Annotated in this window: 42 protein-coding genes and 1 tRNA gene; 39 read left to right on the top strand and 4 right to left on the bottom strand. The window is 71.2% G+C overall.

Going from position 1 to position 23,751, the window contains the following annotated elements; all coding sequences use genetic code 11:
- Position 1: 1 nt before the first annotated feature.
- The 23 genes from ACGFWI_RS01005 to ACGFWI_RS01115 all read left to right on the top strand — a co-directional run bounded on the left by ACGFWI_RS01005 (position 2) and on the right by ACGFWI_RS01115 (position 12,370).
- Positions 2-1,009, top strand: a complete 1,008-nt coding sequence (locus tag ACGFWI_RS01005) for a hypothetical protein (RefSeq protein WP_393903757.1) — start codon at positions 2-4, stop codon at positions 1,007-1,009.
- Positions 1,006-1,314: a hypothetical protein gene (locus ACGFWI_RS01010; RefSeq protein ID WP_393903758.1), complete on the top strand. Its 309-nt coding sequence runs from the start codon at positions 1,006-1,008 to the stop codon at positions 1,312-1,314. Before ACGFWI_RS01005 ends, ACGFWI_RS01010 begins: the two co-directional genes overlap by 4 nt.
- The gene (locus ACGFWI_RS01015; protein WP_393903759.1) at positions 1,311-1,619 is read left to right on the top strand and encodes a WhiB family transcriptional regulator; all 309 of its coding nucleotides are present in this window, start codon (positions 1,311-1,313) and stop codon (positions 1,617-1,619) included. The genes ACGFWI_RS01010 and ACGFWI_RS01015 overlap by 4 nt, the downstream gene beginning before the upstream one ends.
- Positions 1,616-1,876 carry a hypothetical protein gene (locus ACGFWI_RS01020; RefSeq protein ID WP_393903760.1) on the top strand — a complete coding sequence of 87 codons (261 nt, stop codon included), beginning with the start codon at positions 1,616-1,618 and terminating at the stop codon, positions 1,874-1,876. The genes ACGFWI_RS01015 and ACGFWI_RS01020 overlap by 4 nt, the downstream gene beginning before the upstream one ends.
- A complete protein-coding gene (locus ACGFWI_RS01025; protein ID WP_393903761.1) occupies positions 1,876-3,612 on the top strand; it encodes a DNA cytosine methyltransferase in 1,737 nt (578 codons plus the stop codon). Before ACGFWI_RS01020 ends, ACGFWI_RS01025 begins: the two co-directional genes overlap by 1 nt.
- Positions 3,609-3,992: a WhiB family transcriptional regulator gene (locus ACGFWI_RS01030; RefSeq protein ID WP_393903762.1), complete on the top strand. Its 384-nt coding sequence runs from the start codon at positions 3,609-3,611 to the stop codon at positions 3,990-3,992. The genes ACGFWI_RS01025 and ACGFWI_RS01030 overlap by 4 nt, the downstream gene beginning before the upstream one ends.
- The gene (locus ACGFWI_RS01035; RefSeq protein ID WP_393903763.1) at positions 3,989-4,276 is read left to right on the top strand and encodes a hypothetical protein; all 288 of its coding nucleotides are present in this window, start codon (positions 3,989-3,991) and stop codon (positions 4,274-4,276) included. The genes ACGFWI_RS01030 and ACGFWI_RS01035 overlap by 4 nt, the downstream gene beginning before the upstream one ends.
- Positions 4,273-4,713, top strand: coding sequence for a hypothetical protein (locus ACGFWI_RS01040; protein WP_393903764.1), 441 nt, complete (start codon positions 4,273-4,275; stop codon positions 4,711-4,713). Before ACGFWI_RS01035 ends, ACGFWI_RS01040 begins: the two co-directional genes overlap by 4 nt.
- Positions 4,713-5,045 carry a hypothetical protein gene (locus ACGFWI_RS01045; RefSeq protein ID WP_393903765.1) on the top strand — a complete coding sequence of 111 codons (333 nt, stop codon included), beginning with the start codon at positions 4,713-4,715 and terminating at the stop codon, positions 5,043-5,045. Before ACGFWI_RS01040 ends, ACGFWI_RS01045 begins: the two co-directional genes overlap by 1 nt.
- Positions 5,042-5,299, top strand: a complete 258-nt coding sequence (locus tag ACGFWI_RS01050; protein WP_393903766.1) for a hypothetical protein — start codon at positions 5,042-5,044, stop codon at positions 5,297-5,299. Before ACGFWI_RS01045 ends, ACGFWI_RS01050 begins: the two co-directional genes overlap by 4 nt.
- 8 nt (positions 5,300-5,307) lie before the next feature.
- Positions 5,308-5,706 (top strand): hypothetical protein, encoded by a 399-nt coding sequence (locus ACGFWI_RS01055; RefSeq protein ID WP_393903767.1) that lies wholly within the window; start codon positions 5,308-5,310, stop codon positions 5,704-5,706.
- Between the two features lie 93 nt (positions 5,707-5,799).
- Positions 5,800-6,642 (top strand): hypothetical protein, encoded by an 843-nt coding sequence (locus ACGFWI_RS01060; RefSeq protein ID WP_393903768.1) that lies wholly within the window; start codon positions 5,800-5,802, stop codon positions 6,640-6,642.
- A 2-nt stretch (positions 6,643-6,644) separates the two neighbouring features.
- A complete protein-coding gene (locus ACGFWI_RS01065; protein ID WP_393903769.1) occupies positions 6,645-7,391 on the top strand; it encodes an ATP-binding protein in 747 nt (248 codons plus the stop codon).
- A 166-nt stretch (positions 7,392-7,557) separates the two neighbouring features.
- Positions 7,558-7,917, top strand: coding sequence for a hypothetical protein (locus ACGFWI_RS01070; protein WP_393903770.1), 360 nt, complete (start codon positions 7,558-7,560; stop codon positions 7,915-7,917).
- The gene (locus tag ACGFWI_RS01075; protein WP_393903771.1) at positions 7,914-8,543 is read left to right on the top strand and encodes a hypothetical protein; all 630 of its coding nucleotides are present in this window, start codon (positions 7,914-7,916) and stop codon (positions 8,541-8,543) included. Before ACGFWI_RS01070 ends, ACGFWI_RS01075 begins: the two co-directional genes overlap by 4 nt.
- Before the next feature lie 226 nt (positions 8,544-8,769).
- Positions 8,770-9,009: a hypothetical protein gene (locus tag ACGFWI_RS01080; RefSeq protein ID WP_393903772.1), complete on the top strand. Its 240-nt coding sequence runs from the start codon at positions 8,770-8,772 to the stop codon at positions 9,007-9,009.
- Between the two features lie 106 nt (positions 9,010-9,115).
- The gene (locus ACGFWI_RS01085; protein WP_393903773.1) at positions 9,116-9,415 is read left to right on the top strand and encodes a hypothetical protein; all 300 of its coding nucleotides are present in this window, start codon (positions 9,116-9,118) and stop codon (positions 9,413-9,415) included.
- Positions 9,412-9,567, top strand: a complete 156-nt coding sequence (locus ACGFWI_RS01090; protein WP_393903774.1) for a hypothetical protein — start codon at positions 9,412-9,414, stop codon at positions 9,565-9,567. Before ACGFWI_RS01085 ends, ACGFWI_RS01090 begins: the two co-directional genes overlap by 4 nt.
- A gap of 46 nt (positions 9,568-9,613) precedes the next feature.
- Positions 9,614-10,021: an HNH endonuclease gene (locus tag ACGFWI_RS01095; RefSeq protein ID WP_393903775.1), complete on the top strand. Its 408-nt coding sequence runs from the start codon at positions 9,614-9,616 to the stop codon at positions 10,019-10,021.
- 53 nt (positions 10,022-10,074) lie between these two features.
- Positions 10,075-10,365, top strand: a complete 291-nt coding sequence (locus tag ACGFWI_RS01100) for a hypothetical protein (RefSeq protein ID WP_393903776.1) — start codon at positions 10,075-10,077, stop codon at positions 10,363-10,365.
- 39 nt (positions 10,366-10,404) lie between these two features.
- Positions 10,405-10,489, top strand: a tRNA-Leu gene (locus ACGFWI_RS01105).
- Positions 10,490-10,520: 31 nt separating this feature from the next.
- Positions 10,521-11,396, top strand: coding sequence for an RNA polymerase sigma factor (locus ACGFWI_RS01110; protein ID WP_393903777.1), 876 nt, complete (start codon positions 10,521-10,523; stop codon positions 11,394-11,396).
- A gap of 65 nt (positions 11,397-11,461) precedes the next feature.
- Positions 11,462-12,370, top strand: a complete 909-nt coding sequence (locus ACGFWI_RS01115; RefSeq protein WP_393903778.1) for a hypothetical protein — start codon at positions 11,462-11,464, stop codon at positions 12,368-12,370.
- A gap of 71 nt (positions 12,371-12,441) precedes the next feature.
- Here ACGFWI_RS01115 and ACGFWI_RS01120 read toward each other — a convergent pair whose 3' ends face one another.
- Both ACGFWI_RS01120 and ACGFWI_RS01125 read right to left on the bottom strand, forming a co-directional pair.
- Positions 12,442-12,879, bottom strand: a complete 438-nt coding sequence (locus ACGFWI_RS01120; protein WP_393903779.1) for a hypothetical protein — start codon at positions 12,877-12,879, stop codon at positions 12,442-12,444.
- Between the two features lie 39 nt (positions 12,880-12,918).
- The gene (locus ACGFWI_RS01125) at positions 12,919-13,128 is read right to left on the bottom strand and encodes a hypothetical protein (protein ID WP_393903780.1); all 210 of its coding nucleotides are present in this window, start codon (positions 13,126-13,128) and stop codon (positions 12,919-12,921) included.
- 89 nt (positions 13,129-13,217) lie between these two features.
- Here ACGFWI_RS01125 and ACGFWI_RS01130 point away from each other — a divergent pair, with 89 nt between their 5' ends.
- Positions 13,218-13,559, top strand: a complete 342-nt coding sequence (locus tag ACGFWI_RS01130) for a hypothetical protein (protein ID WP_393903781.1) — start codon at positions 13,218-13,220, stop codon at positions 13,557-13,559.
- 45 nt (positions 13,560-13,604) lie between these two features.
- Here the strand turns inward: ACGFWI_RS01130 and ACGFWI_RS01135 are convergent, their stop codons facing one another.
- Positions 13,605-14,378, bottom strand: a complete 774-nt coding sequence (locus ACGFWI_RS01135) for a GntR family transcriptional regulator (RefSeq protein WP_393903782.1) — start codon at positions 14,376-14,378, stop codon at positions 13,605-13,607.
- A gap of 158 nt (positions 14,379-14,536) precedes the next feature.
- Here ACGFWI_RS01135 and ACGFWI_RS01140 point away from each other — a divergent pair, with 158 nt between their 5' ends.
- From ACGFWI_RS01140 to ACGFWI_RS01210, 15 genes are all read left to right on the top strand, one after another.
- Positions 14,537-14,974, top strand: coding sequence for a hypothetical protein (locus ACGFWI_RS01140; protein ID WP_393903783.1), 438 nt, complete (start codon positions 14,537-14,539; stop codon positions 14,972-14,974).
- Complete coding sequence (locus ACGFWI_RS01145) at positions 14,971-15,252, top strand: hypothetical protein (protein ID WP_393903784.1); 282 nt, start codon at positions 14,971-14,973, stop codon at positions 15,250-15,252. Before ACGFWI_RS01140 ends, ACGFWI_RS01145 begins: the two co-directional genes overlap by 4 nt.
- Positions 15,249-15,452: a hypothetical protein gene (locus ACGFWI_RS01150; RefSeq protein WP_393903785.1), complete on the top strand. Its 204-nt coding sequence runs from the start codon at positions 15,249-15,251 to the stop codon at positions 15,450-15,452. The genes ACGFWI_RS01145 and ACGFWI_RS01150 overlap by 4 nt, the downstream gene beginning before the upstream one ends.
- A 62-nt stretch (positions 15,453-15,514) precedes the next feature.
- Positions 15,515-16,951 carry a hypothetical protein gene (locus ACGFWI_RS01155; protein WP_393903786.1) on the top strand — a complete coding sequence of 479 codons (1,437 nt, stop codon included), beginning with the start codon at positions 15,515-15,517 and terminating at the stop codon, positions 16,949-16,951.
- A 1-nt stretch (position 16,952) separates the two neighbouring features.
- A complete protein-coding gene (locus ACGFWI_RS01160; protein WP_393903787.1) occupies positions 16,953-17,564 on the top strand; it encodes a hypothetical protein in 612 nt (203 codons plus the stop codon).
- Positions 17,565-17,577: 13 nt separating this feature from the next.
- A complete protein-coding gene (locus tag ACGFWI_RS01165) occupies positions 17,578-18,024 on the top strand; it encodes a hypothetical protein (RefSeq protein WP_393903788.1) in 447 nt (148 codons plus the stop codon).
- Position 18,025: 1 nt separating this feature from the next.
- Positions 18,026-18,724: a hypothetical protein gene (locus ACGFWI_RS01170; RefSeq protein WP_393903789.1), complete on the top strand. Its 699-nt coding sequence runs from the start codon at positions 18,026-18,028 to the stop codon at positions 18,722-18,724.
- Positions 18,721-18,930: a hypothetical protein gene (locus ACGFWI_RS01175; RefSeq protein ID WP_393903790.1), complete on the top strand. Its 210-nt coding sequence runs from the start codon at positions 18,721-18,723 to the stop codon at positions 18,928-18,930. Before ACGFWI_RS01170 ends, ACGFWI_RS01175 begins: the two co-directional genes overlap by 4 nt.
- An 87-nt stretch (positions 18,931-19,017) precedes the next feature.
- Positions 19,018-19,188: a hypothetical protein gene (locus tag ACGFWI_RS01180; RefSeq protein WP_393903791.1), complete on the top strand. Its 171-nt coding sequence runs from the start codon at positions 19,018-19,020 to the stop codon at positions 19,186-19,188.
- A gap of 11 nt (positions 19,189-19,199) precedes the next feature.
- The gene (locus ACGFWI_RS01185) at positions 19,200-19,451 is read left to right on the top strand and encodes a hypothetical protein (protein WP_393903792.1); all 252 of its coding nucleotides are present in this window, start codon (positions 19,200-19,202) and stop codon (positions 19,449-19,451) included.
- Between the two features lie 88 nt (positions 19,452-19,539).
- Positions 19,540-19,686 (top strand): hypothetical protein, encoded by a 147-nt coding sequence (locus ACGFWI_RS01190; RefSeq protein ID WP_393903793.1) that lies wholly within the window; start codon positions 19,540-19,542, stop codon positions 19,684-19,686.
- Positions 19,687-19,803: 117 nt separating this feature from the next.
- Positions 19,804-20,496, top strand: coding sequence for a hypothetical protein (locus tag ACGFWI_RS01195; protein WP_393903794.1), 693 nt, complete (start codon positions 19,804-19,806; stop codon positions 20,494-20,496).
- Positions 20,497-20,744: 248 nt separating this feature from the next.
- Entirely contained in the window at positions 20,745-20,948 is a 204-nt protein-coding gene (locus ACGFWI_RS01200) for a hypothetical protein (protein ID WP_393903795.1), read from the top strand.
- 145 nt (positions 20,949-21,093) lie between these two features.
- Complete coding sequence (locus tag ACGFWI_RS01205) at positions 21,094-21,306, top strand: hypothetical protein (protein WP_393903796.1); 213 nt, start codon at positions 21,094-21,096, stop codon at positions 21,304-21,306.
- A gap of 124 nt (positions 21,307-21,430) precedes the next feature.
- Positions 21,431-23,197, top strand: a complete 1,767-nt coding sequence (locus ACGFWI_RS01210) for a hypothetical protein (protein WP_393903797.1) — start codon at positions 21,431-21,433, stop codon at positions 23,195-23,197.
- A gap of 55 nt (positions 23,198-23,252) precedes the next feature.
- On the opposite strand, the gene ACGFWI_RS01215 is transcribed toward ACGFWI_RS01210, so the two are convergent.
- Positions 23,253-23,747 (bottom strand): hypothetical protein, encoded by a 495-nt coding sequence (locus ACGFWI_RS01215; RefSeq protein WP_393903798.1) that lies wholly within the window; start codon positions 23,745-23,747, stop codon positions 23,253-23,255.
- Positions 23,748-23,751 lie beyond the last annotated feature (4 nt).

The following is a 23,751-nucleotide window of genomic DNA, read 5'->3' on the forward strand; positions in this document are numbered from 1 at the left end:
AATGGGATCGCGCATCCTCACGCACCAGCGGCAAGCCCGCGAACTCGGCCGGCTCCGTACCGGCTGGAGCGTCCCGAACGACGACCCGAAGAAGCGGCCCCGGCCGGTCAAGTCCAAGACGTGGGTCCTCAGCTCCCACGCCGAGCACTACGTCGCCGCAGCGGCAGCCGCATGGGGCGGGACCGTTGAACGCTGGCAGCCGCAGGGCGCCGGCGCCGAGCAGTTCCGCGTCATCACCAAGGCCGAGAGCATCGACGCGCTGCTGCCCTCGGGCGACCCGCTCGCGCAGTTCAACGAGATGTGGAACAAAGGCGGATGCGTCCGGCGGTGCGACGGCGAGACCGAACGGATCAGCCGCCGCCCGTGCCTGTGCCTCGCCGAGTACGGCGAGGACTGGCACCTGCTGCGGCAGGACCAGTACAAGAAGGACAAGGTCTGCGCTGCCACGTCCCGCCTGAACGTGGTCCTCCCGGACATGCCCGACGTTGGTGTCTGGCGGGCCGAGACCCACTCGTTCTACGCCGCCAACGAGATGGCGGGCACCGTCGACATGGTCCTGTCCGGCACCGGTGGCCGCGGCCTGGTCCCGGTCCGGCTCCGCATCGAGCCCAGGACCCGCGTCGCGGGCGGCACGACCAAGCATTTCCCCGTGGTCGTGGTCGAGATCCGCGACATCACCCCGCGGCAGGCGCTCACCGGCCCGCTGCCCACCGCGGTGGCCCTCGACCCCGCAGGCAGCCGGGCGGTCGCCGCGATCGACGCGCCCCGGCCGGACTACCTCGCCGATGCCGAGGGCGCGCTCACCTCCGACGACGTCCGCGACATCTGGATGCAGGCACAGGCCGCCGGCCACGTCGACCCCAAGGGCCGCGACGAGCTCTCCCAGAAGCTGACGGCCATCGCAGCACGCAAGGACGCCGAGAACGCCACGCCGGGCGAGCAGGGGCCCGACGAGGACGGCGCCTACCCCGTCGAGACCGTCGACGCCGAGGGCGAGGTGCGGTCATGACGCGCCGGAGCCGCCGTATCGCCGCCCTGACGGACCGGGTCACGGACCTCAGCCGGGCCGTGGCTTGGGAGAGGGAGGAGCGGGAGGCCCAGGAAGGGCGGGCCCGCAGGTACGCCGCCCGCCTGGCCCGCATGGCGCGCGTGATTGTGCGCCTCCGCCGGGAGCTGACCGCGCAGAAGCGCGTCAACGACCGCCTGGCCAACCAACTGATGGGCGCCATGGGCTACACCGACGCCGCGCTCAAGCGCCTCGACGTGCCCGCCCGTACTGCCGCCGGCCGGGAGCCGGGAGAGGTGACGTCATGAGGACGATCAGCATGCCCCGCCGGGCATCCACCGAGGACTGGCGGAAGCACTCCGCGTGCCGCGCCAAGGGCGTGGACGCAGAACTCTTCTTTCCCGCGGGCGACACGGGCCCGGCGCTGCTCCAGATCGATGAAGCCAAGGCCGTGTGCCGTCGCTGCCCGGTGATGCTCCTCTGCCAGGAATGGGCGCTGACCACCCGTGAGCCGGACGGCGTTTGGGGTGGTCTGTCCGAGGCGGAGCGCCGCAACATCCTCCGGCGCCGCGCCTACTCCGCCGCGAAGTCCCGGGCGGGGGCCACGTCATGAGCCCCACCGAGACCGGCCTCGTCATCACCGTCTGGGTGATCGTCGCGGTGGCCGTCGCCGCCCGGCTCGGGCCGCTCCTCCGCCGCCACCAGCCCACCGCCGTCCCGCCGTACGCGGCTTTCACCAAGCACCCGGCCGGCGCCCGCTGGCTCGCCTGCGACACCACCACCTGCGGCCACATGACCACCATCCACACCCCGCAGCCCGGCGGCGCCTACCGCTGCTTCGGATGCGGCCACACCAAGGGGGACCAGTGATGTACCGCCACGACAGCGAACTGTCCGTCATGGACTGGTTCTGCGGCGCCGGAGGCAGCAGCCAGGGCGCACACGCCGTCCCCGGCGTCCGCGTCGAGCGCGCGGCGAACCACTGGGTCCGCGCGATCGAGTCGCACGCCGCGAACTTCCCCACCACCGACCACTATCAGGGCGACATCCGCAAGGCCCCCGTCTGGGACTGGCCGGTGACCGACATCTTCTGGGCGTCCCCGGAGTGCACGAACTGGTCGGTGGCAAAGGGCAGGAAGCGCTCGTTCGACAACGCCATGCAGGGCGACCTGTTCTCGCTCCTCGCCGCCCAGGACGACGAGGACGAGCCGACCGCCGAGGAGGAGTCCCGCGCGCTGATGGAGGAGGTGCCGCTGTACCTGCGCGGCGTCATCGAGCGCGGCGGCCTCGTCAAAGCCGGCGTCGTCGAGAACGTGACGGACGTCCGCGCGTGGACGGACTGGGACCGCTGGCTCGGCGAGATCCACAAACTCGGCTACCGCACGCGGGTCATCGCGCTCAACAGCATGCACGCGAACCCACGCACGGTGCACGCCGCCCCGCAGTCCCGTGACCGGCTCTACGTCGGCTACTGGCACGAGTCCCTTGGCCGCACCCCCGACTGGGACAAGTGGCTCCGCCCGCGGGCGGTGTGCGACACGTGCGGACCAGTGCAGGCCGTGCAGTCGTGGAAGCGGCCCGGCATCGACATGGGCCGCTACCGCCAGCAGTACGTCTACCGCTGCCCCAACACGGCCTGCCGCAACACCATCGTCGAGCCCGAGGCGCTTCCGGCCGTGGCGGCGATCGACTGGTCCATCCCCGGGCAGCGCATCGGCGACAAGCCGCTCAAGGAGTTCTTCTCGGACAAGGCCAAGACGAAGTCCCTCGGTTTCCACCCGCTCGCGCCCAAGACCCTCGGCCGCATCGAAGCCGGCATCACCAAGTTCGCCCGGCCGGTGCCGATGATGGTTCCCGCAGGCGGCACCTGGCGAAACGACGCGACGAGCGTCCTCGACCCGATGCCGGCCCGCACCACCCGCGAGAACGACGCGCTGGCCGTGCCGCCGCTGCTGGTGCCGGTCGAAGGCCGCGACGGGAAGACCGCAGCCTCCGCACACCGACCGCTGCGGGCCCAGACCGCGCGCAACGAGACCGGGTTGGCGTGGCTGCCGTTCATCGCCGAGCTCCGCGGCGGCGGGTCGGTGGCCCGCTCCGTCGGCGAGTCCCTGGCGACCGTCACCGCATCGGGCAACCACCACGGGCTCGTCACCCCCGACGTTCCGGCGTTCGTCATGCGGAACAACGGGTCCAAGGGTGACGGCGGCGAGCACTGCACCCCGGCCGCCGAGCAGTTCCGCACGATGACGACGGCCGGCCACCAGTCCCTCATCACCTGGGAGCACCTGCTGGTGCCGTACTACGGCAACGGCACCGTCCGCCAGGTGACGCAGCCGATGGGCGCGCTGACGACGAAGGACCGATACGCCCTCATCCACGGCAAGCCGGCGATCGAGGACGTGCTGTTCCGCATGCTGGAGCCGCACGAGATCGGCCGCGCTATGAGCTTCGCGGACTCGTACACGGTCCTCGGCTCGAAGCGGGAACGCGTCCGCCAGTACGGCAACGCCGTCACCCCGAACGCCGCCGAAATTCTCCTGTGCGCCCTCGTCGAGGCCATCACCGGAGATGAGCTGTCCCGCCATGTCGAGGGGGCGACGACATGAGCGCCTACGACTGGATGGACGAGGCGCTGTGTGCCCAGACCGACCCCGACGCGTTCCACCCGGGTGGGCCCGGCCATAGCTATCAGGCGGCCGCCAAGGTCTGCGACGCCTGCCCGGTCCGTGCTGTCTGCGAGCAGCACGCCGCGCGGCTGGAGGGTACCGGGTCGCACGCCGACCGCCACGGCATGTGGGCCGGGACGGTGCCTCGGGCCCGAGCCCGCCGTGCGGAGACAACGACCAAGGTCCAGCGCGACGCGCTGATTCTCCGGCTGCACGACCGGGGCGGGATGGACGCCGACGAGATCGCGACGGCAGCCGACTGCGACAGGCGCACCGTCTACCGCGTTACCGCCGCCCGCCGCAGCAAGGCCGCCGCGTGACGGCCGAACCGCGGCCGTGCGAGGCCCTCGGCAAGCACACCGGACCGGTGCGCCCGTACGCCGCGGGCTGGCTCTGCACCCGGCACTCGCCGTGGGGCCGGGCCGGGCAGCCGGAGCCGCAGCCGGGCCCCGGCTGGCCGTCCGACGCCTGGTCTACGCCCAGCCCTGACAGCGCCAGCCGCGTCCACGACGCCCGCGCCGTCGCCTCCGGCAAACGCCGCAGCTCTCCCGCCACCTACCGCGCCGCACAAGCCGCCGTCGCCCGGAAGGACCAGACCGCATGAACGACGACGAACGCTGCCAGCTGATCTACGAAGCCCTTGACCGGGCGGTAGCCAAGGACGCCGCCGGCGCGGCAGACGCGCTATCCGCCGTCGGAGAGAACAGCGACAACCACCAGATGTACGGGGTGTGCTGCGGTATCGCGGCGATGGCCGTCGAGGTCATGACCACGCAGTTCGGCATGAAGCTCGACCCAGACAACGGCGATCTGATGGTGATCGAGCCGCTGTTCCCGAACGCCACGTTCCGCGGGCCGGCCGAGGCGTTCAGCATGCGGTTCATCGTCGCCTACGCCAACGGCGACAAGGACACCGCCCTGGCTCTGTACAAGTCCGCTGGCGAGGCCGGGCCTGAACAGTTCACCGAGTCCGTGTCCTCGCTTCTCGCCGACACCGCTGGCATCACCCGCCTCGCCCTCGACCAGCAGAGCAGCCAGTGATGGGGCCCCAGCAGCCGGCGGAGAGCCGGTGCGACGGCTGCGGGCAGACCCGCCCCCTCTTCCTGTACGAACCTGACCACAACATGCACGTCATCCCGGTGCCGTGCGAGTGGTGCGACCGGGAGAGGCAGCCCTTGCTGTGCGTCCGCTGCTGGGGCGCAGAGCGGCTGCGCGAGGAGAACGTGCCGATGTCCGCGGCCGAGGCGGACGCCACAGCGGTCTTCGCCCAGCTCGCCAACAACAACAGCCGCATCCTTGCCCGCCAGGAGGCGGACAAGGCCACGTGTGACGGCATCGCCGCCGCCACCAAGCAGGCCGAGGCTGACCGGTGACGCGCCTCCGGATCCGGTACACGGACTGGCCGTGCCCTGCCGTCGAGCTGACGGACACACCGCGGCCCGGCTGCCCGGCCTGCGACGGCACCGGCGCCGTCGAGCAGGACAGCACGGCCGGTGCCCCGATCACCGGCTACTGCGACTGCTGGCGCCCCGAGCGGGCCTGGCTCCTCACCTACGTACCCCGCTGGATCGCCCGCCGCTGGCTCGGCTGGCGAGAACGCCCGCACTTCGACGCCCCGCCCTTCTAGGAGACCCCGTGTCTGAATACCCGTACACCACCGCTGATCTCCACGCTGAGGCCGCCCGCCAACACGCGACCCTCGCCGAGGACCCCGACTTCGTGGGCGTCGGCGAGCGGATGCAGTGGACCCCCATCCCCAGCCGCCCTGACGACCACTGGGACGACCTCAACGAGGCCGACTTCGAGACCGCTCAGCGCGCCATAGACGACCTGCTCACCAAGGCCGCCGACCTGTCCGATTGGGCCATCACCCTCGGCGCCGACGGACTGCAGCCCGACGAGCACGTGCTCAGCGTCGGCGCCGGCGAGCAGACCATCGCCCGCATCCACTTCGCCTTCGAGCCCGACATGGACGACGACATGCGCGCCGCCCTCGTCGAGGGCCTCGGCCAGGCCATCGCCGACGCCCTGTAGCCACCACCCTGCCCGGCCCCGGGGCGGGGCGACCACACACCCCCGCCCCGGGCGCACAACCACCGCACTGAACCACCGTAGAGAGAAGGACCCGTGACCCTCGACGCCATGCACTGGGTGTGGACGCAGTCCCATTCCAAGGGAAACCCGCGCGTCGCCCTGCTGGCAGTCGCGGATCAGGTGCGGACCCCTGCCTGCGAAATCCGGCTGAGTTACGCGGACTTCATGGCGTCCATGAACGTGGCGAAATCTGTGGTTGTCGCAGCCATCCGGATGGCGGTGCAGCTCGGTGAGTTGGAGATCGTCGAGGAGAAGAAGGGGACCCGGGCGACGCTGTACCGGCTGCCGAAGGCCGTGGGGTACCGCCGGTCAGATGAAGCCCGTGTACCGGATTCCGGTACACCGAGTGGGCCGGAATCCGGTACACAAGCCGACCTCAGCGGGCCGGATTCCGGTACACAAGGCCCCAATCAAGATCACGCTAGTGGGTCGGAATCAGGTACAGCGTGTACCGGAATCGAGCCCTCTAGTGGGCCGGAATCCGGTACCCACTACCCACCCAGTTCACCCAAGCAAGAGCGAGCGAGCGAGACACCCGCCGCCAACAGCCACATCCCCCCCTTTGCGCGACCCCTCGTTGACGGCTGCACCCTCGCCGGAGTCAGCGTCCGCTGGCCGTTCAAGGGCGACCAGTGGTTCCCCATCGACGCCCTCATCAAGAAGTCCGGCACCCCCGCCCTCGTCGACTACGCCCGACGCACCTACGAGCGCCAGGGCGGCAACGTCGACTCCGCCCGCTTCTTCATCAACGGCTGGCGCGAACTCCCCCCGCTGCCCGAGCCCGGCACCACCCGGCCGCCCCTGCGCGCAGTCGCCGGCGGCCCCTACCAGCCCTACCGGAACCAGGACCACTCCGCGTACCAGAACGGATTCTGACGATGTCCGACCGCACCGAAAGCGCGTCCGCCGCGGCCATGGCCAGACTTCGCGCCGGCCTGGTAGCCCGCGGCATGGCCGAAGTCCCAGGAGGGCCGGTCGACGACAAGCCCAGCCCCGACGAGCCCGGCCACCCCGAGTACCACCGCCGCAACCGCGCCGAATGGGCCGTCGGCCGCTGGGAGACCGCGACCCCGCCGCGGTACCTACGGGCCCGAACCGATCACCCGGACGTCATCGCCTGGTCAGAGCAGGTATCTGCCGATCCGTCGACCGCGCCCGCCCTGCTGCTCACCGGTACGACCGGCACCGGCAAGACTCACCAGGCTTACGGCGCGTTGAGGCTGATCGCCGAGACCGGGCCCCGCTCGTACGAGGTGATGGCCACCACCGCGGCCGACATGTACGGGCGTCTCCGCCCCGGCGGCACGGACCGCGGCACCGAGGCTGAACTCGGCCGCCTCTGCCGCGTTCCGCTGCTGCTCCTCGACGATCTCGGTTCCGCGAAGGCCTCGGAGTGGGTGGAGGAGATCACCTATCGGCTGATCAACGAGCGGTACAACCGGTGCCTTCCGTCGATCTTCACCAGCAACTTGCCCGCCCGCGCGCACCGGGACGACAACGGCCGCCCGCTTGGCCCGGACCTCGCGAGCGTTCTCGGAGAGCGCATCGTGTCCCGCCTCGCCGAGATGACGACCGTCGTGGCGATGACCGGCGATGACCGGCGCCTCCAGCGGCGGGCCGTCTGATGGGCGCCCCGATGCCGGCCAGCCTCCGCCGCGGCCGCCCCGCGCAGCTCGCCACCGATTGCCCGAAGTGCCGCGCCCTCCCCGGCGCCCGCTGCACCAGCCCCCGCGGCCGCACCCTCGCCGAGCCCCACCCCAGCCGCCTCGACGCCACGAAGGGACCGACGTCATGACCGCCACCGCCATCCCGGCCGCCGCGCGAGCCATCGTCCTCGCCGCCCTCGACGACTACCGGATGAACACCCCTCCCACGGACGCCAAACCAGCCGCCGCAGCCCACCGCGTCGTCGAATACCTCGCATCCAGCGGCTACACCGCCCGCAAGCGCGGAGACCGCCCCCGCCCGTACTGGGACCGCGCGTTCCCGTCCGAGGCCGCCATCGAGATCCGCGACGCGCTCGGCGTCCACTGCCTGCTCGTCGACCCGCAGCACGCCACCCCCGCCAGCCAGACCGACCGAATCGTCTCCGACCTCACCGCGGCGGGCTGGCTGATCGTCCCGAACGCCCGTACCAGGAGCGCCGCATGAACTGCACCGCCTGCACCACACCGCTCGACCACGCCGCCCAGCTCTGCGACGGATGCGACCGCGGCCTCGACACCCGACTCGGCGAACTCCCCGCCCAGTACCTGCTGCTGGCCGAGCACCTCCGCCCGGGTGCGGCCCGCGGCGACGGCCCCGTGGCGCTCGTCCGCGAGGCGCCGCTGCCGGTGCGCGAGGACGTCCTCGACATGCGCGCCGCCGGCGGGATAGTCACCGTGCTGGAGGAATGGCGGGCCGCCATGCAGGACGCCCGCGGGTGGGGCCCGCCCGCCCGCTCCGGGACGGTAGAGCGTCGAGTGCGCGACGCCGCCCGCGGCCTGCGCATGAACATCGAGTGGATCGCCGCCGAGTTCGCCGGCGCCGGGGACATGGCCCGCGAGATACGGGCCCTGTCCGGGCAGGTGAACGCCCTCCTCGACCCGGCCCCGCCAACGCTCTCCGTCGGCACCTGCGCCGCGGACCTCGGCGGCGGGGACATCTGCGACGCGCCACTCCGCGTCCCGGCCGGCAGCACCACCGTCCGCTGCCGCCGCTGCCGGACGGAGTACCCGCCGTCGACATGGCTGACCTTGGCCACCGGCACATGGGCACCGGCCGGGGCCGCAGCGTGACCCCGCCCGCACAGCTGCACGCCCGCCTGATGGCGGCACGCCCCCTCGCCCGTCTCCTCGGACACCGAGCACGCCGACAGGCCGCCGTACGCGCTGAGAGAACCGCGCGCCCCACCCGCCCCGCACACCCGGCCCCGCAGTTCACACCCTGCTGCCCCACCTGGCCCGCCACCAGCGGCCGCGCACACCACCGCACCTGCCACATCACCGTCGAGGGGACTGACCAGTGAGCGCCCGCATCACCCTCCACTGCAACCGCATGTGGCCGGAAGGCAGTTGCCCCACCCAAGTCATGACCGACGCCCGCACCGTCGAGGAGGCCCGCGCCGCCGCCAGGCAACTCGGCTGGCGGCCGGGGACCGGCGAGACGGACTTCTGCCCCACCCACTCCGGCGCGTCGATCGGCTGCTGGAGCACACCCGTCATCCACCTGCACCCGCCCACCCCCGAAGAAGCCGGCTGCTGATGGCTGCCGTCGTGCTGCTGGTCGCTCTCATCTGCGTGACGACCAGCGCCATCACCTCCTCGCCCGAACACAGCCGCTTCACCGGCCGGCCCAAGGGGCCGACCCGGTGACCCGCCGCTGCGAGGACTGCGGGCGGCCGCTGCGCCGCCCCAGCCCCGATGGCCTCGGTCCCGTCTGCCGACGCAAGAAGCGCACCCCCGGCGCCGAGCCGGACCGTGCCACGGCGGCCGCCGTCCACCGGCCCCTCGATCACGCCGCGCTCGCCGCCGCCGGCCAGACCAGCATCCCGGTCCAGCCGACGTTCAACGACTGCGAGCCCGCCTGGCGCCCGGCCCGCCGCCGACGCCGCATCACCACCATCCCCGGACCCGACACCTGGCCACCCACCACCAAGGAGACCCCGTGATCACGTTCCTGCTCGGCCTGCTGCTCGGAGGAATCTCCGGCGGCGGCACCTACGCCCTCACCACCGACAGCCACCTGGCCCTCGTCGTCGGCGGCGTCGTCACGATCGCCTGCTGGCTCGGCGTCGCCGCCGTGATCTTCATCGACGAATGAACCGCTCCGTCCAGCCGAACGCACCAACGCACACCGAGGAGGGCCAGTGACCGAGCCAACCACCGAACACCTCATACGCACCCTGCTCCGCAACGTCCGCCCCGCCGCCTCCGGGTGCTGGGAGTGGACCGGCCCACGCGACACCGACGGCTACGGCAAAGCCTCCGCAGACGGCCACACGGTCAGCGCGCACCGCTGGCTGTGGACGCTGACCCGCGGCGAACTCCCGCCCGCCCAGCACCTGGATCACCTCTGCCGCGTCCGGCACTGCGTCAACCCCGACCACCTCGAACCAGTGTCCTGCGGCGAGAACCTGCGCCGCGGCCACCTCGCCCGCGGCACCCACATCTGCCCCGAGCACGGCCTCAAGACCCGCCGCAAGTCCGGCCGGCTCGTCTGCCGGCCCTGCGACGCAGCCGCCGCCCGCACCCGCCGCGCCCAACCCGCCGCCTGACCCCCCACCCGCCTGCCGTCCGCGGGCGGGCCCGCCCCACGAAGGAGGCACCCATGGCATGGGACTTTGAGAAGTTCCTCGCACAGTACAAAGAGGGCGAATGTGACAACAGGCGCTGCCTGAACCGACAGGACGCCCTGATCGAGCAAGGCAGAGAGCTCCTCGACGCCAAGACGCTCCTCTCCAAGATCATGGAGCGGGCGAAGGAACGGACCACGGACAGCCAGATTGCCCGCGAAATCTACCGCGCCATCGGCCTCCACAACCTCGGCCTCGGCGACCACGCCAGCGAACTCCCCAGAGAAAACCAGCCGCAGGACAGCCACGGACAGGAACCTGCCTGATGCCCAGTGCTGCCCAGCAGGCCACGGCCTGAACCTCCGGCCCGGGTGGCGGAACGGCAGACGCAGCCGCCTTAAAAGCGGACGCCCCCCTGCGGGCATGCGGGTTCGAATCCCGCCCCGGGCACCCAACCACACCCTCGAACCTCGGAGCCACCATGGACTACCAGCTCACCATCACCCCACCCGGCCAACCCGCCACCCACCGCACCGTCAACGGCGACACCCCCGCCGAACTCGCCGCCGCCATCCACCGACACGCCCGCGGACTCCTCGGCGGGCAGATCGACGTCCACCTCAACGATCAAGCTGGCACCGTCCACCGCGGCAACGCCCTCGCCGCCCAGTTCACCCTGACCGCCCTCGCGACCACGCTGGACCCCCCCTCCGATCCCGCCTCGATCCGAGGCGGCTGGACACTCCACGACCTCGACCAGCTCGCTCGCCAGGTCGTCGCCAATAACCGCGCCTGGTGGCCCGCCGGAGACCGCGACGACCAGTACGCCGCCGCCTGGCACGGCATCGTTGAACACCTCTACAGCGCCAGCGATCCCCCCAGCCGTACCGACCTGATGGAAGCCGGACGCCGAGCCCTTGCCGAAGACGTCAAGGCCACCATGCGGCACCACGGCGCCCGCCGCGACACCAGCAACACGGGCCAGAAGTACGCCATGTACTGGGAGTGGGCCGGCCGCGCCGCACCCAGCCCCGAGGCGAGCATCATCGAGCGAACTGCGCTCTGGCAGATCCTCGCGAGCCTGACCCCGCGACAGCGAGAGGCGTTCGACGCACTGGCGGCAGCTGGCGATTACCCCGAAGCCGCGCGCCTTCTGGACATCGAGGACCAAACATTCAGGTCCCTGCTCGGCCGGGCCCGCGGCACCTTCCGCCATCTGTGGCACGAGGGCGAAACGCCCTCTCGGCACTGGGGATGCGACCGACGGGCCGGGACGGTACGGGGAACCGTCGGCACGGGATCGGCAATCGCTCGATTGCGGCGCCGTGCCCGCACGGCCACGCGAAAGGCTGCATGACGCGGCCCCCGACCACCCGAGGACCAAGGAAACCGCCCCACCACCACCCGCCCCAGGAGACCGCCATGGCCGACAGCCCCACCCCCGCCGAACTCGCCCAGCACATCGCCAACCAGCACATCACCGTCGTGCAGGCAGCGTTCCGACTCCTCGGCATGCGCCTGTCCTTCGAGCTGCGCAACGCCGAGGGCGGCCAGAGCAGCCCGGTCCCGGCCCGCTGTCCCGCCGAGTGCGGGCCCGAGTGCGCCGAGGGCCACCTCTACGCCTACCGCTGCGCCCTCAAGCCGGCGCCCATGGACCCCGCCGCCATCCTCGGCGCGGGCCAGGGCGCCGAGCGCCGAGACCGGTACGCGGCAGCAGTGGGGGACACACAAGCTGACGCCGCCATGGCCGTGGCGGACGCCGAGCAGAACGAGTTGCGCCACAGCCTCCAATCCGCTGGCCGAGCCCTGGAGGACTACACCAGCGATAACGCCCACCTCCGAGCCCGCATCACAGAGTTGGAGCAGCGGGACCCCGTCCGGACGGCCCCAGATTCCGCGCCCGGCAGCAGCTACCCGTACCTCGACACGCTCGGCACTCTCCTGTCCCGCATGGTCCGCGGGGCGCTCCTCGAAGCAGAGCGCCCGCTACTGCGCGAGCACGTCGAGCACCTGCTCGCCGACCGAAGCCGGTCCGAGCACGCCGCCTGCCGCCTCATGGAGCAGCGGCAGGAGATGGCCGAAGAGCGGTACGCGTGGCAGGAACGCGGACGCAAGGCCGAGGCCGCACTCACCCGCCTCGACCAGATGGCAACCGCCTGGGTGGAGCGGCTGCCCGACACGATCAGCACTGCGACCGCAGCCGACGCGGTGCAGCACACCGTCCGCGCCACCCTCGGCCCCCCGGCCGCCGGGCAGGTGGACGACTCCAGCCCCACCCCGGCCACGGTCGTCCACCCGGTGAGGTCAAATACCAACGAATCCAGGAGCTGACCGCCGACGCATAGCAGTGCAGCACAGACGCCCCGTCGGTCCTCGACCCGCGGGGCGTCGTCCCCTGGCGGCTACCTGGCAGCAGGGATCGGCACCGGCACACGCTCGTCTTGCCCGTCCCAAGTCACCCACAGCTGCGCAGGGACCGGCATGCCTGACGCCCCGGACATACGCAGCTCCCTGCTCTCCTCCGCGGTCAGCGCCACACCGTCATGGTGCCAGTCGAACCGGTACGGCCAGTCCCCACAGTTGATGATGTGCACGTCTTCAGCCACCCCCGTCCCGGCGTTCCGCAGCCGGTACCGAGAGCCACTGATGTGATCAATCACCAGCCGCACATACGGAGCGGCCGCCGCGCGCTGCTCCTCCGCCAACTCACGCTGCAGCGCCAGCGAATCGACCGCCGCATCCGCCGAACGCCGACTGTCTCCGCGGGCCTGCCATGCAATCCGGATCGCGAAGCCAGACCCCACGACGGCCACCCATGCAGGCGCATCTCCCCAGTCCATGGGCGGACAGTAGCCGGGCGGCGGACGCCGGTACAGGGGTCAGAGCCACACGTCCGGCCCGCCACCCCGCCACTCGATCAGCTCGACGTCGTCGAGTCGCACCTCATCCGGATCAAGCCCGGCCCGGCGCAGGAACTCCAGCAGATCCACCACACCGTGCGCCAGGCCCGAGATCTGCCCGCGGACCGTCACCCGCCGGCCACCCGTCGCCGACGGCGGGTGCACGATCACGGGCGGGTGCTTGGCCATACCCCCACCGTGCCGCCGGGCGTCCGTCCTCGCACCCCGGGCTGGTCAATCCGGTCCCGTACGGCTCCCGCGGCCGCTACCGTCGCGGGGTGCGATACGTCCACTACTGCGAGCCCTGCGACGCCCGGTCGCCCGAGCGAGCCGACAGCCACGAGGCCGCCGCGGACCGCGACGACCACCGGCTGCGGGCTCATCATGGGCTCGCCCCGCGCGACTACATCGCGGAGATCCCCGGGCCCCTGGCCATCGCGGGCCGAGCGCTCGTCGCGGTGCTCGCCACCGCCGCCCGCGCCGGCGCCCGGCACCTCGCTGCGTCCGACGCAGTCCGGCAGGTCCGCGCGTCCGCGTACTGGCAGCAGGCCGTCCGGCTCCTCGCCATCGGCACCGGCGTGCTCGTCCTTGGGGCTGTCATCGTGCACAAGATGCTCTGACGCCCCGCCGGGCCAGGCGAGTTGCGCGGCCCGGCGGGGCGCGTGCTACTCGCTGCGCTCGGCCTCGCGCGGCCAACGTGCAGTCTCGTCCCGCATCACCTCGTACGACACGGCGAACCGATCGGCGGCCATACGCGTGCGGTTGACCTCGACCACCTGCGAGCCCACGCGAGACACACGGGTCACGACGAGGACCGGCAGCCCAGCTCCTATCCGCAGTTGCTGCTGCTCATGGTCGTTCGCAGGCCGGGATGACACCGTCTCCTCCCAGGAGATCGGCGCGTCGAGGTGTTCCTCGATCCGGTCGTAGATGCCGCCCGGCCCGGTCTTGGCCGCGCCAAGGACCGGCAGTTGCCCGACGAGGGGCATCGGTAGGTAGCTGGTGGCCAGCTGTAGGGGGTGCGTCGCGTCCGGCGGGCCCACGGCCCGATCCCGGATCATGACGTGGTCGCCCTGGTCGACGCCGAGTAGCTCCGCCACGTCGGCCGGCGGAACGCCTACCTCCTGGGCCGGGGCGCCGACGCCGCGCCAGTCCTGCGCACCACGGTCGAAGAAGTAGCCCAGGGCGTCGCGGTAGACGTGCCGGTCCCTGGCGACTATCGGTGCTGGCGCGGGCGGGCGGATGAACGTCCCGCGCCTGCCCTCGCTGTACAGCAGGCCCTCGGCCACCAGGTGCTTGACGGCTCGGTGTGCCGTCTCTCGGGCTACGCCGTAGCGCTCGCGAAGCCGGTCGATGCCGGGGATCGGTTTGTCGACTGGCCAGAGGCCAGCGTCTACGTCACTGCGGATTCGCGCTGCGACGTCCCTGTAGCTGGCCATCTCGTCATCCCTCCGGGTCAACCTCTTCCCTCCTATCCTATACAGGTGCTCGCTATGTGGGGTAGTGTCGTTGGTGTTGGAAAGCAGGCGGCCCTGAACCGGTCTATCCCACCAGTTCAGGGCCTATGCGAACCCTGCCCATTGCCAGGAGGATCCGCATGGCCACGAACACTATCCCGTCCAGCCCCCAAGCCCCGCCCCAGCGGCGCCTGATCGCCGCGGGCATCCTCACCAACCGCGCTACGGCCAGCGAGCCGATCGCTCCGTCGCTGCGCGCCCTGGTCCGCGAAGCCCTCGGCCTTGCCGGCCTCCACGTCCCGCGCCCCGAACTCGACGAAACCGACACCCGCATCTGCGTCTGGTCCGTCCGCGAACTCGACGACGTACACGCCCGCACCAACGGCACCGTGACCGCCCGGCAGGTAGAGCGGACCACCGGCGACGGCAGCCCGTACGCCGTCATCGAGGTCACCGTCACCGTGGACGTGCCCCACGTGGGCCCGGTCGAGGCATTCACCGACTGGGAGCCGGCCACCGAGTTCCACGGCTTCGCGCTCCCCGTCATCCGCGCCCTCACGACCGGCGCCGCGCGATGACCGCCCCCGGCCGCGCACCCCGCGACTGGCTTCTCGCCACCACCGCCCGCCGCATCCCCGGCGTGGCACCCACCGCGCCCCTCACCCGCGAACACGTCGCCCTCATGGCCGAGCTGACCATCTGGGACTGGCACGGAACCGCCGATCCCACACCGGAATCCCGGGCCGACGCCCACCTGCTGCGCGAAGCCCTCGACCGCATCCCCATCAACGACGGGGACACCCGCGACGAGTACGCCACCCGCATCCAACTCGCAGCACGGGGGGTGGCGCTGTGACCGTCATCGACCACCGGCCGACCGCTCCGAGCGACGAAGCCCGCGCGCTCCTCGCTGAAGCCGCCGCCGACTACAAGGCCACCGAGACCCGCCGCAGGCGGGGCCTCGACCACCGCGACGACGCCGAGCTGCGTACCCGCGCCGCCCGTACCGCCAGCGACCAATACGCCCGCGCCGCCGGCACCCGCCACGCGCACTGACGTCCAGACCGGTCGGACGCCAGCCTCCAGCAGCGCCCGGCCACCCTCCCAGGAGTACCACCGTGGACTTCGCACCCGCGGCCGAATGGGTCTTCACCCACCCCTGGCTCGCAACCATCACCGGCGCCGCCACTATGGGCGCCCTCGCCCTCGCTGCCCGACGCCTCGGGCACGCCGTCCTCATCGCGTCCCTCGCCGCCATGACGTGCACCGCCTACACCGCAGACACCTCGTGGCGGTTCGCCGAGCACCGGCTCGGCATGCACGACACCAGCGAGCGGATCATCATGTTCGCCGCCGCCGAAATCGCGCTGCTTGCCTGCGGACTCCTGGCCCGCGCCAACAAGGCCGCTACCGCCACTGAAGAGTCCGCAGGCACCACCGGCGTCCCCGGCGTCCTCGTCTGGGTCATCACCGGCGTACAGATCATCCCTGCCTACTCCGAGTCCGGCGTCACCGGCGGCACCGTCCGCGCCACCGTCGGGCCCGTCATGGCCGGCCTGCTCTGGCACATGGCCATGGGTTTGGAAATCCGCGTCATCAAGCCGGGCGCCCTTTCCACAGGACTCCCCGCCATGATCGGCCGAGAACTGCGCGAGCGCCTGCTATCCCGCCTCGGCCTCGCCGTCCGCAACCGCACCGCCGAACAGATCAGCCGCGACCGGGCCACCGCACGCGCCGTACGCCTCGGCTCCCGCCGTCGGCTGTACCCCTGGGGCCGCAAGCGCCTCGCCGCCGCAGTCGCCCGCGCACACGTCGCCACCGACCCCGTCCAACGCCACAGTCTCATGCTGCAACTCGCCGCCCGCCGCGGTGCACCGCGCCTCGCCACCATCGACCTGCCCGACCCGTGGGAGCTCCCGCAGCCGCCCGCGCAACCGCGCACCCTGCCCGCACTCACCCAGCAGCAACTCGCCGAGATGCACCCCATGGAGGCGATCCAGCGAGTGCACTCCGCGCATCCGGATGCGCCTCCGGCCGAGCTCGCCAGCATGCTGACCGCCCACGGCGTCGTCGTCACCGAGCAGATGGTGCGCGTCGCCACCCGCGCCGGAAACCCGCCCCGCATGCCCGCCACAGATGCACCCCGGGATGCACCCGCACCCATCGCCGCGCCCCGAGATGCACTCGTGCTCGACATCGTCACCGACCCCGAACCACACCCCGAGATGCGCGCACCCGTGCCCGCATTCGCCGCAGCTCAACGCAGGGATGCGGTCCACGCGCGCATCCCCGACTGCGCATCCACAGATGCACCCGACGACCACGAGACGCCAGCCACCACCGAGCCCGAGCAGCCCACAGATACGCACCCCGAGCAGAACCCGGACGTGCCAGATGCACCGCATCCAGATGCGCAACCGGATGCACTGCCCGTCGACCTCATCGAGCAGGCACGCGCACTCGGCCGGCCCGCATCCCTCCGCAAGCTGCAGAGGGAACTGGGCATCGGCCAGCCGAAAGCGCAACTCCTCCAGAAGATCACCAAGGGGGACTGAGATGCGCGACGAGAACCGCATCCGCCGCCTGGCCCGCCGCATCCGCCCCGCGAAGACCGCCGAGCCGCAACCGCCCACCGTCGAAATCACCGTGACCCCCGCCGAGGAGCCAGGCGAGGACTGGCTCGACCGGCTCATCTTCAACCAGGGCGACGCCGAGACGGCCGACGACAGCGACCAGACGCCCGAGGAACCCGGCGCCCGCTGGTACTCCCTCGGCAAGCAACAAGCCCCGGCTGCACCCGACGTTCACCACCCGGCCCCTGGCGTCCAGGTCAACATCAACCCGCCGCCCGTCCCCTCACCCGAGGACGTGCGCGCCGGACACCGACGCAGCCGCAGACAGCTCTGGATCGCCTACCACGGATCCGCGGCCGCCGTCGGCTGGTACGTGGGCCTCGGCCCGCAGATGGCCCACCTCCTCAACTCGTCAGGCAACGCCGCACCCGCCGTCGGCATCGGCCTCATCATCTGCACCGGCTGGCCCCTGGCCTACCTCAAACCCAGCCACCTGCCCGAGAGCCTCCGCCCCGTAGCCACATGGGCGTCCCGCATCCCCCCGGCCACCGCCGTCCTCGTCCTCGCCCTCCACTCGGCGCACCCACTCATCTAGGAGCCCAACCGTCATGAATCTCGCAGCAGCAGGGGGCGGCGCCGCTTTCGGAGAGCTCGGCGCCGGCGGCATCGCCCTCGCCGCCACCGTGCTCCTCGTCCTCGGCGTCAAAGGCCAAGGCCGCGTCAAGCTCAAAGACAACCCGGCACTGATCGTCGCGTTCATCGCCGGCACGACCTTCACCGCGGCCGGGAAGATCTGGACCAACCCCGAGAAGATCACCAAGCAGGGCCTGGCCGGTATCGGCGTCGGCCACAACAGCGGAGTGTTCGGGCACGTCGGCATCGGCGCCGTCTGCCTCATCCTGCTGATCCTCATCCTCTGCTGGAAACTGACCCCGTTCCGCGGGGCCGCGCTCGGGCTGATCGCCGCGTTCGTCTGGCCGCTCGCCGGATCCGACGCCGTATGGTCCCTGCCCGTACAACTCGCCCTCGCCGTCCCCACCATGCTGGGCGGCTGACATGCGCATCTGGATCGCCATCTGGGTCGGCTCCACCACCATCACCCGCTGGATCGCCGCCTGGATCGCCGGGGGAGCGGTACTGAGGCTCTTCGTCATCGGCCTGGCCGCCGGCTTCATCAAGGGCCTGCCCGTCACCACCGCGCTCGGGTGGCTCGGCGTGGCCGTGTGGCTCATCCTCGCCACCGTCCTCGGCCTCCGCGAAGCCGCCGCGGAAGAGGCCGCGAAGAAGAGCAGCACCACTGACGCCGAAAGCACAGGGACAACTGGACCCTCAACGCCAGCCCCCGACACCCCCAAAACCCCCGACACCGCCCCCACCCGAGATGACGTAGCCCGCCTCCTTCACAACCTCCTCGGAGACACCGGAGGGGTCCACCTCTCGGCCCTCGCCAAGGCCCTCCCCGGCGGCCCCTGGCCCACCCGCAAAGTGCGCTCCCTCCTCGCCGCCCACGACACCCGCGTACGGGCCGGCGTACGGGGCCCCACCGGCGCCGTACGAGAAGGCGTCCACCGAGACGACATCCCCACCCCCACTTCCCCAACCGGCCACCCCCCCACCGGTGCCGCTGTTGCCGCAGGTCAGAGCAACAACAACAACGACAACAACACCGAGCCCGCCCCCGCCTTCACCGTCACCGACGACCCCGACGACCCCGCCCGCAGCCACGTCCACTTCGCGAAAGGCGCCCACCCGTGACCCGCACCCGCTACCGCTGGAGCTGCTGCCGCGGCGGCTCCCTCGCCCTCACCCCCGCCGAACTCCGGGCAGAGGTCCGCGAACACCGCGCCACCGAACACGACGGCCGCCCAGGCCCTACCGAGGCGCTGTACTCCTGCCCGACCGAGGACTACGCCGCCACGGCACCACTCGGTCTTCTCCGCCGCCTGTACGTCCGGCTCTGACGGCTGCCTGTCCGCCCCGGGCCACACCGCCGGGCCGGCAGGGAGCCGGCCAGACCGGCCGGAACACCATCTGAAGGGGGATCACCCATGGATCGCCAGCAGGCAGTCGAGATCGCCGCCCGCGCCGTCATCGCGCACGGCGGGCCCGAATGCCGCACCGACCCGCGCACCGTCCGAGACGCGATGAACGCCGCCCTCGACCACGGTGCGACGCACGACGACATCACCGCCGAGATGAAGCGCCAGCGCGGCGCCTGAAAGGACCACCGATGCCCCAGATCGCCTACCTGATCGCCTGCACCGACGACGACACCGACGAGGACCACCGCGTCATGTCCCGCGGCACCCAGACCCTCGCCGACGGCCAGGACCCGGCCGCATTCGCCGCCGACCGGCTGGCACAGAACCGGGTGGAACACAGCTACTACACCGGGCGCCGCCGCATTGCGTACTGGCCGCACGAGCTCGGCGCCCCGCTCCCGCGCACCGCGCCGGCCGAGGCCCAACACCTCGACGGCTGACCGCCGCCATACCCCGGGGCGGCCGGCTCACTGCCAGGCGAACGGCCGCCCCGGTCCCATCCCGCACACACGAGACAGGACCGCCATCATGGCACTCCGCAAGAGCATCCCCATGGCCGAGCTGCGCGAGAAGCGCGCCGGTCAGGACGACGATCAGCACGGCCGCGACTACCAGGCCAGCCGCGGCGGCTGGGTCGAGCGCGACGAGAAGCCGGTGCCCGGCACTCCGAAGTGATCAACGCGCCTGTCCGGCACAGAAGTTGATCTAGTTCAACATGCAACTATCCACGTGGGCTGCACGTCTCACACGTGCAGCCCACAATCCCCCCACAACTTCATAAGGAGATTCCGCATGCGCAAGTCGTTCGCGTGCGCCGCCGCCGTCCTCGCGGCCTGCGCCCTCACCACCACCCCCACCCACGCCGCCGCCCTCAAGACGGCTGGCAGCGGCTGGAAGCTGACCACTCAGCTCGGCGTCACCAGCATCAGCCCCAGCCGCCAGTACACGATCACGTTCGCCACCACCGCCATGAAGAACCGGTACGCGCCGCTCCTCGCGGCTGAAGTCGCTCAGGCCAACTCCGCTGGCGTGCACCTGAGAATCGGCGGAGTCGAGACCGTGAACACCTCGAAGTGCGGGCCCATCGGTCACATCCAGATCACTGAGATGTACCGGCCCATGGGCAGGGCTGGCTTCAGCCAGGGCATGCCCTGCCCCAACCCGGCCCGCGGAGTCGGCATCGGCGGCATCGTCGCCTATGACAGCGAGTACTGGACGGGATACAAGATCGAGACGTACAAGCTGCGGAACACGATCGCTCACGAGCCGCTCCACGCCCTCGGCCTCGACCACCCGAACCGCCTCGACGCGACCGGGCAGGCCATCCCGTACGGCTGCGTGGCCACCAGCTACGGCAACACCCCGATCATGTGCAGCCCCAACGGCGGCTACAAGACCACCGCGAGCATGGGCCACCTCACCGGCTACGACCTCAACGGGCTGAAAGCCCTGCTGTCCAACGCCCGCGCGCAGGGCATCAAGTAGACCCTGCTGCCACACTGGAACCCGGCCCCGCCGCCTCCCGCCGCGGCGGGCCCGCACCGCACCTACCCCAACCGAGACCGCGCCCTCCGGCAACTCGACCGCCACGGCCGCACCGTCCCGCCCCGGCCGCTCACCCCCGGCGAGGAACGACTGACCCAGGGCCTTCGAGCCTTCAGCGAAAACCTCCGACGCGCCCAACCCTCCGGCGCACAGATGATCGCCGCCCTGACCAGCCACAAGAGGAACACATGACGACCGACCTTGACCCACGCTGGGAGTGGATCGAGACCACCAGCCTGGACGGCCCGGAGCAGTGGACCAAAGGCCGCTGCCGCCACCTCGACACCGTTCCCGTCCAGTCCGGCGGTGCCGTCGTAGCCCATCTCTGCCTCACCTGTGATGAGCAACTCCCCGTCGAATGGGAGCCCGACACCCCACGGCCTGATCACTGAACCCTGCGATTGTCAGTGCCCCGGCGTACCGTCGAACACGCCAACTATCCGAGCTGCTGGCGCTTCTCGGACCCCGCCCCGCCCCGGAACAGCGCCCGGGAGCGGGGCGCTGCACGTCTGCCGCCACCTCCACCACAATGGGCACATGGAACACCTTGCGCTCCCACCCGGCTACCTCACCACCAGCATGGCGGCCATGGCCGTGGGCAGGCGGCCTGCCACCATCCGCGACTGGGTCCGCCGGGGCATCCTCCAGCGCGCGGGCGGCACCCCGAAGCGCCCGTACTTCCGCGTCGAAGCCGTACAAGCCGCCGCCTTCGCCGCGAAGCCCAACAGGCCAGGTCAACGCGCCGCTTGACACAGATCGACCAGCGCGCCACGATTTGCCCGTACAGCTGTGCCCAAAACCAGCTGAACACCCACACCTCCAGAGGCCCCGACCACACCGGTCGGGGCCTTCGCCGTACCCGAGGGGAGGTGCCATGCCCTTCCCGCCCGGTACCCCCACGGTCACCCTCACGGGCACGCTGCCGTCCGCAGTCGGCGGCGGCCCGTACGCGGGCAGCGTCGTCCTCACCCCGTCCACCGAGCTGCTCGATGCCGAGCGGCACGCGATCTACCCCGGCGGCGGCAGCGTCGCCCTCGACGAGAACGGCACGTTCTCCGTCGAGGTCATCCCCAACAGCGCCGACGGCATCGAGCCGGTCGGTTGGCGATGGCGGATCGACCTGCAACCCGCGGGCGGCCAGCGCGTCATCTTCTGGACGGACATCCACGGCCCCGACGGCGCCACCGTGCACCTCGACGAGCTACTGCCCGTCCCCGCCCCCGACGGCACCCCCGGCATCCAGCAAGGCCCCGCAGGCGCCTCCGCATACCAACTCGCGGTCGCCGACGGCTACACGGACACGGTGACACAGTGGCTCGCATCCCTCGTCGGCCCCGCCGGAGCAACCGGGCTCGCCGGACCGGCTGGTGCCACTGGAGCGACCGGCGCCACCGGTCCACAGCCGCCGCTCGGCGCGGCCGGAGCCGGCTCGACCATCGCCCTGAAGTCGACGGACCCCAGCACCACCAACGCCCGCACTCCGACCGCGCACGCCAGCACCCACGCAACGGGGGGCAGTGACGCGATCAGCCCAGCGGCCATCGGGGCCGAGGCCGCCGGCACCGTCGCGGCCCTCTCCGCGCTCACACAAACGCCGGTCAAACCGACGGACGAGACGCGCACCTCGACCACCACGGTGTCCGACGACCTGCATCTATTCGCGTCCCTCGACGCCAACTCGGTGTACCGATTCCGAGGCACCCTGCTGTTCGACGGGCCAGAGGCAGCAGACGGGACCCTGACCTTCACGGTGCCGACCGGCGCCACAGGCGGATGGGCGCCCGAGGCTGGGACCCTCAGCACCACCGCGCCAGACGGCAGCGCCCAACTGAAGGTCGCGGCCCGCCAATTCGGCAGCAACAGCGACATCGGCATCATGGCGTCCTCGGCAACCCTCGCCGGGATCATGGTGCTGCCCCAGGGCATCGTCGCCACCGGGCCGACACCGGGCACACTGCGCCTCCGCTGGGCGCAGCAGACCAGCAACGCCAGCCCGACCACCCTCAAGGCCGGGTCGACGCTGGAGGTCGTCAAGCTCAGCGGCACCACCCCCGCAGCATCCGGCATCAACCTCGACACCCCGGGCGCCCTTCCCTCCGATCAGGGACTACTCGCCTGGACCGGCGACCCCAACGACGCCGGGCACGTCACCGCCCAGTCCAGCGCCGGAGTAGCTGGCCGCATCACCCTCCGGAAGATGCAGATCAGGAAGCAGATCACCTGGTCAGCCACCTGGATCGGGCTGGCAGGCGTCGACTCCGCAGCGGCCTTGTCGAACTGCTACCTCGGCATCTACGACTCGGCGGGCGCCCTCAAGGGCGTCACGGCGGACCTCTCCGCCCAGCTGACGAACCCGGCCAACGCCAAGGGCATCCCGTGCCCGCTCACCGCCCCGTTCACAGCGGCACCCGGCGAGTACTTCATCGCCCTTCTGCTGAACGGCACCTGGAGCACCAACGTGTTCACCCTCAAGGCAACGGGCGCCGGCATCACCGTGAACAGCAACCTCGCACCGCCACGGCTGTGCTACTCCAACATGCTGACCGGCCAGGCGACGCTCCCAGCCACGCTCGACCTCACCCAGCAGACCACCAGCATCATCAACACCGGCTGGTGCTCACAGTGGTACGGCATCGCCTGACACCCGGCAGCGCACACCAGGGAGCCCAGGCGACGGCCTGAGCTCCCGCCCGCTGTCACCCGTCGAGCTTGTACCGGATCTCGTCCGTCCCCAGGTTCATGCCGATGATGGGCGCGCCAACCATGATCGTGGACGCGTCCGAGAAGCAAGACGAGCCGTCAACCCGGGCCTCCGCCGAACCCTGACAGCCCGCGTTGACATAGCCGTCGGACGCCCGAGTCATCTTCCTGATCTGATCCATCGTCCGCGGATACTCTCGCCCACGATGCTGCCCATCGATCTCCTCCTGGAGATCCAGCGTCAGAGTCATGATCTCCGTCAGGAAGTTCGCGCACCGGTCAGTACCGACATCAGCGCAGACCCCCGGACCTCCCTTGTTCGACACCGCGTCGAACTTCTTACCCCAAGGGCCCGACAGCTTCGCCGTCGACTTCTGTGGCGCTGTCGACTTCGACGCCGAGGGCTTTGCCTTTGCCTTAGCGCCGCTCTCCCCAGAGCACGCGCTCAAGACCAGCACCGCGCCAACGACCAACGCGACCACACGCTTCATGAGG

Origin of the sequence: Streptomyces sp. NPDC048434, assembly GCF_043200375.1 — a bacterium.
In the GTDB taxonomy this organism is placed as follows: domain Bacteria; phylum Actinomycetota; class Actinomycetes; order Streptomycetales; family Streptomycetaceae; genus Streptomyces.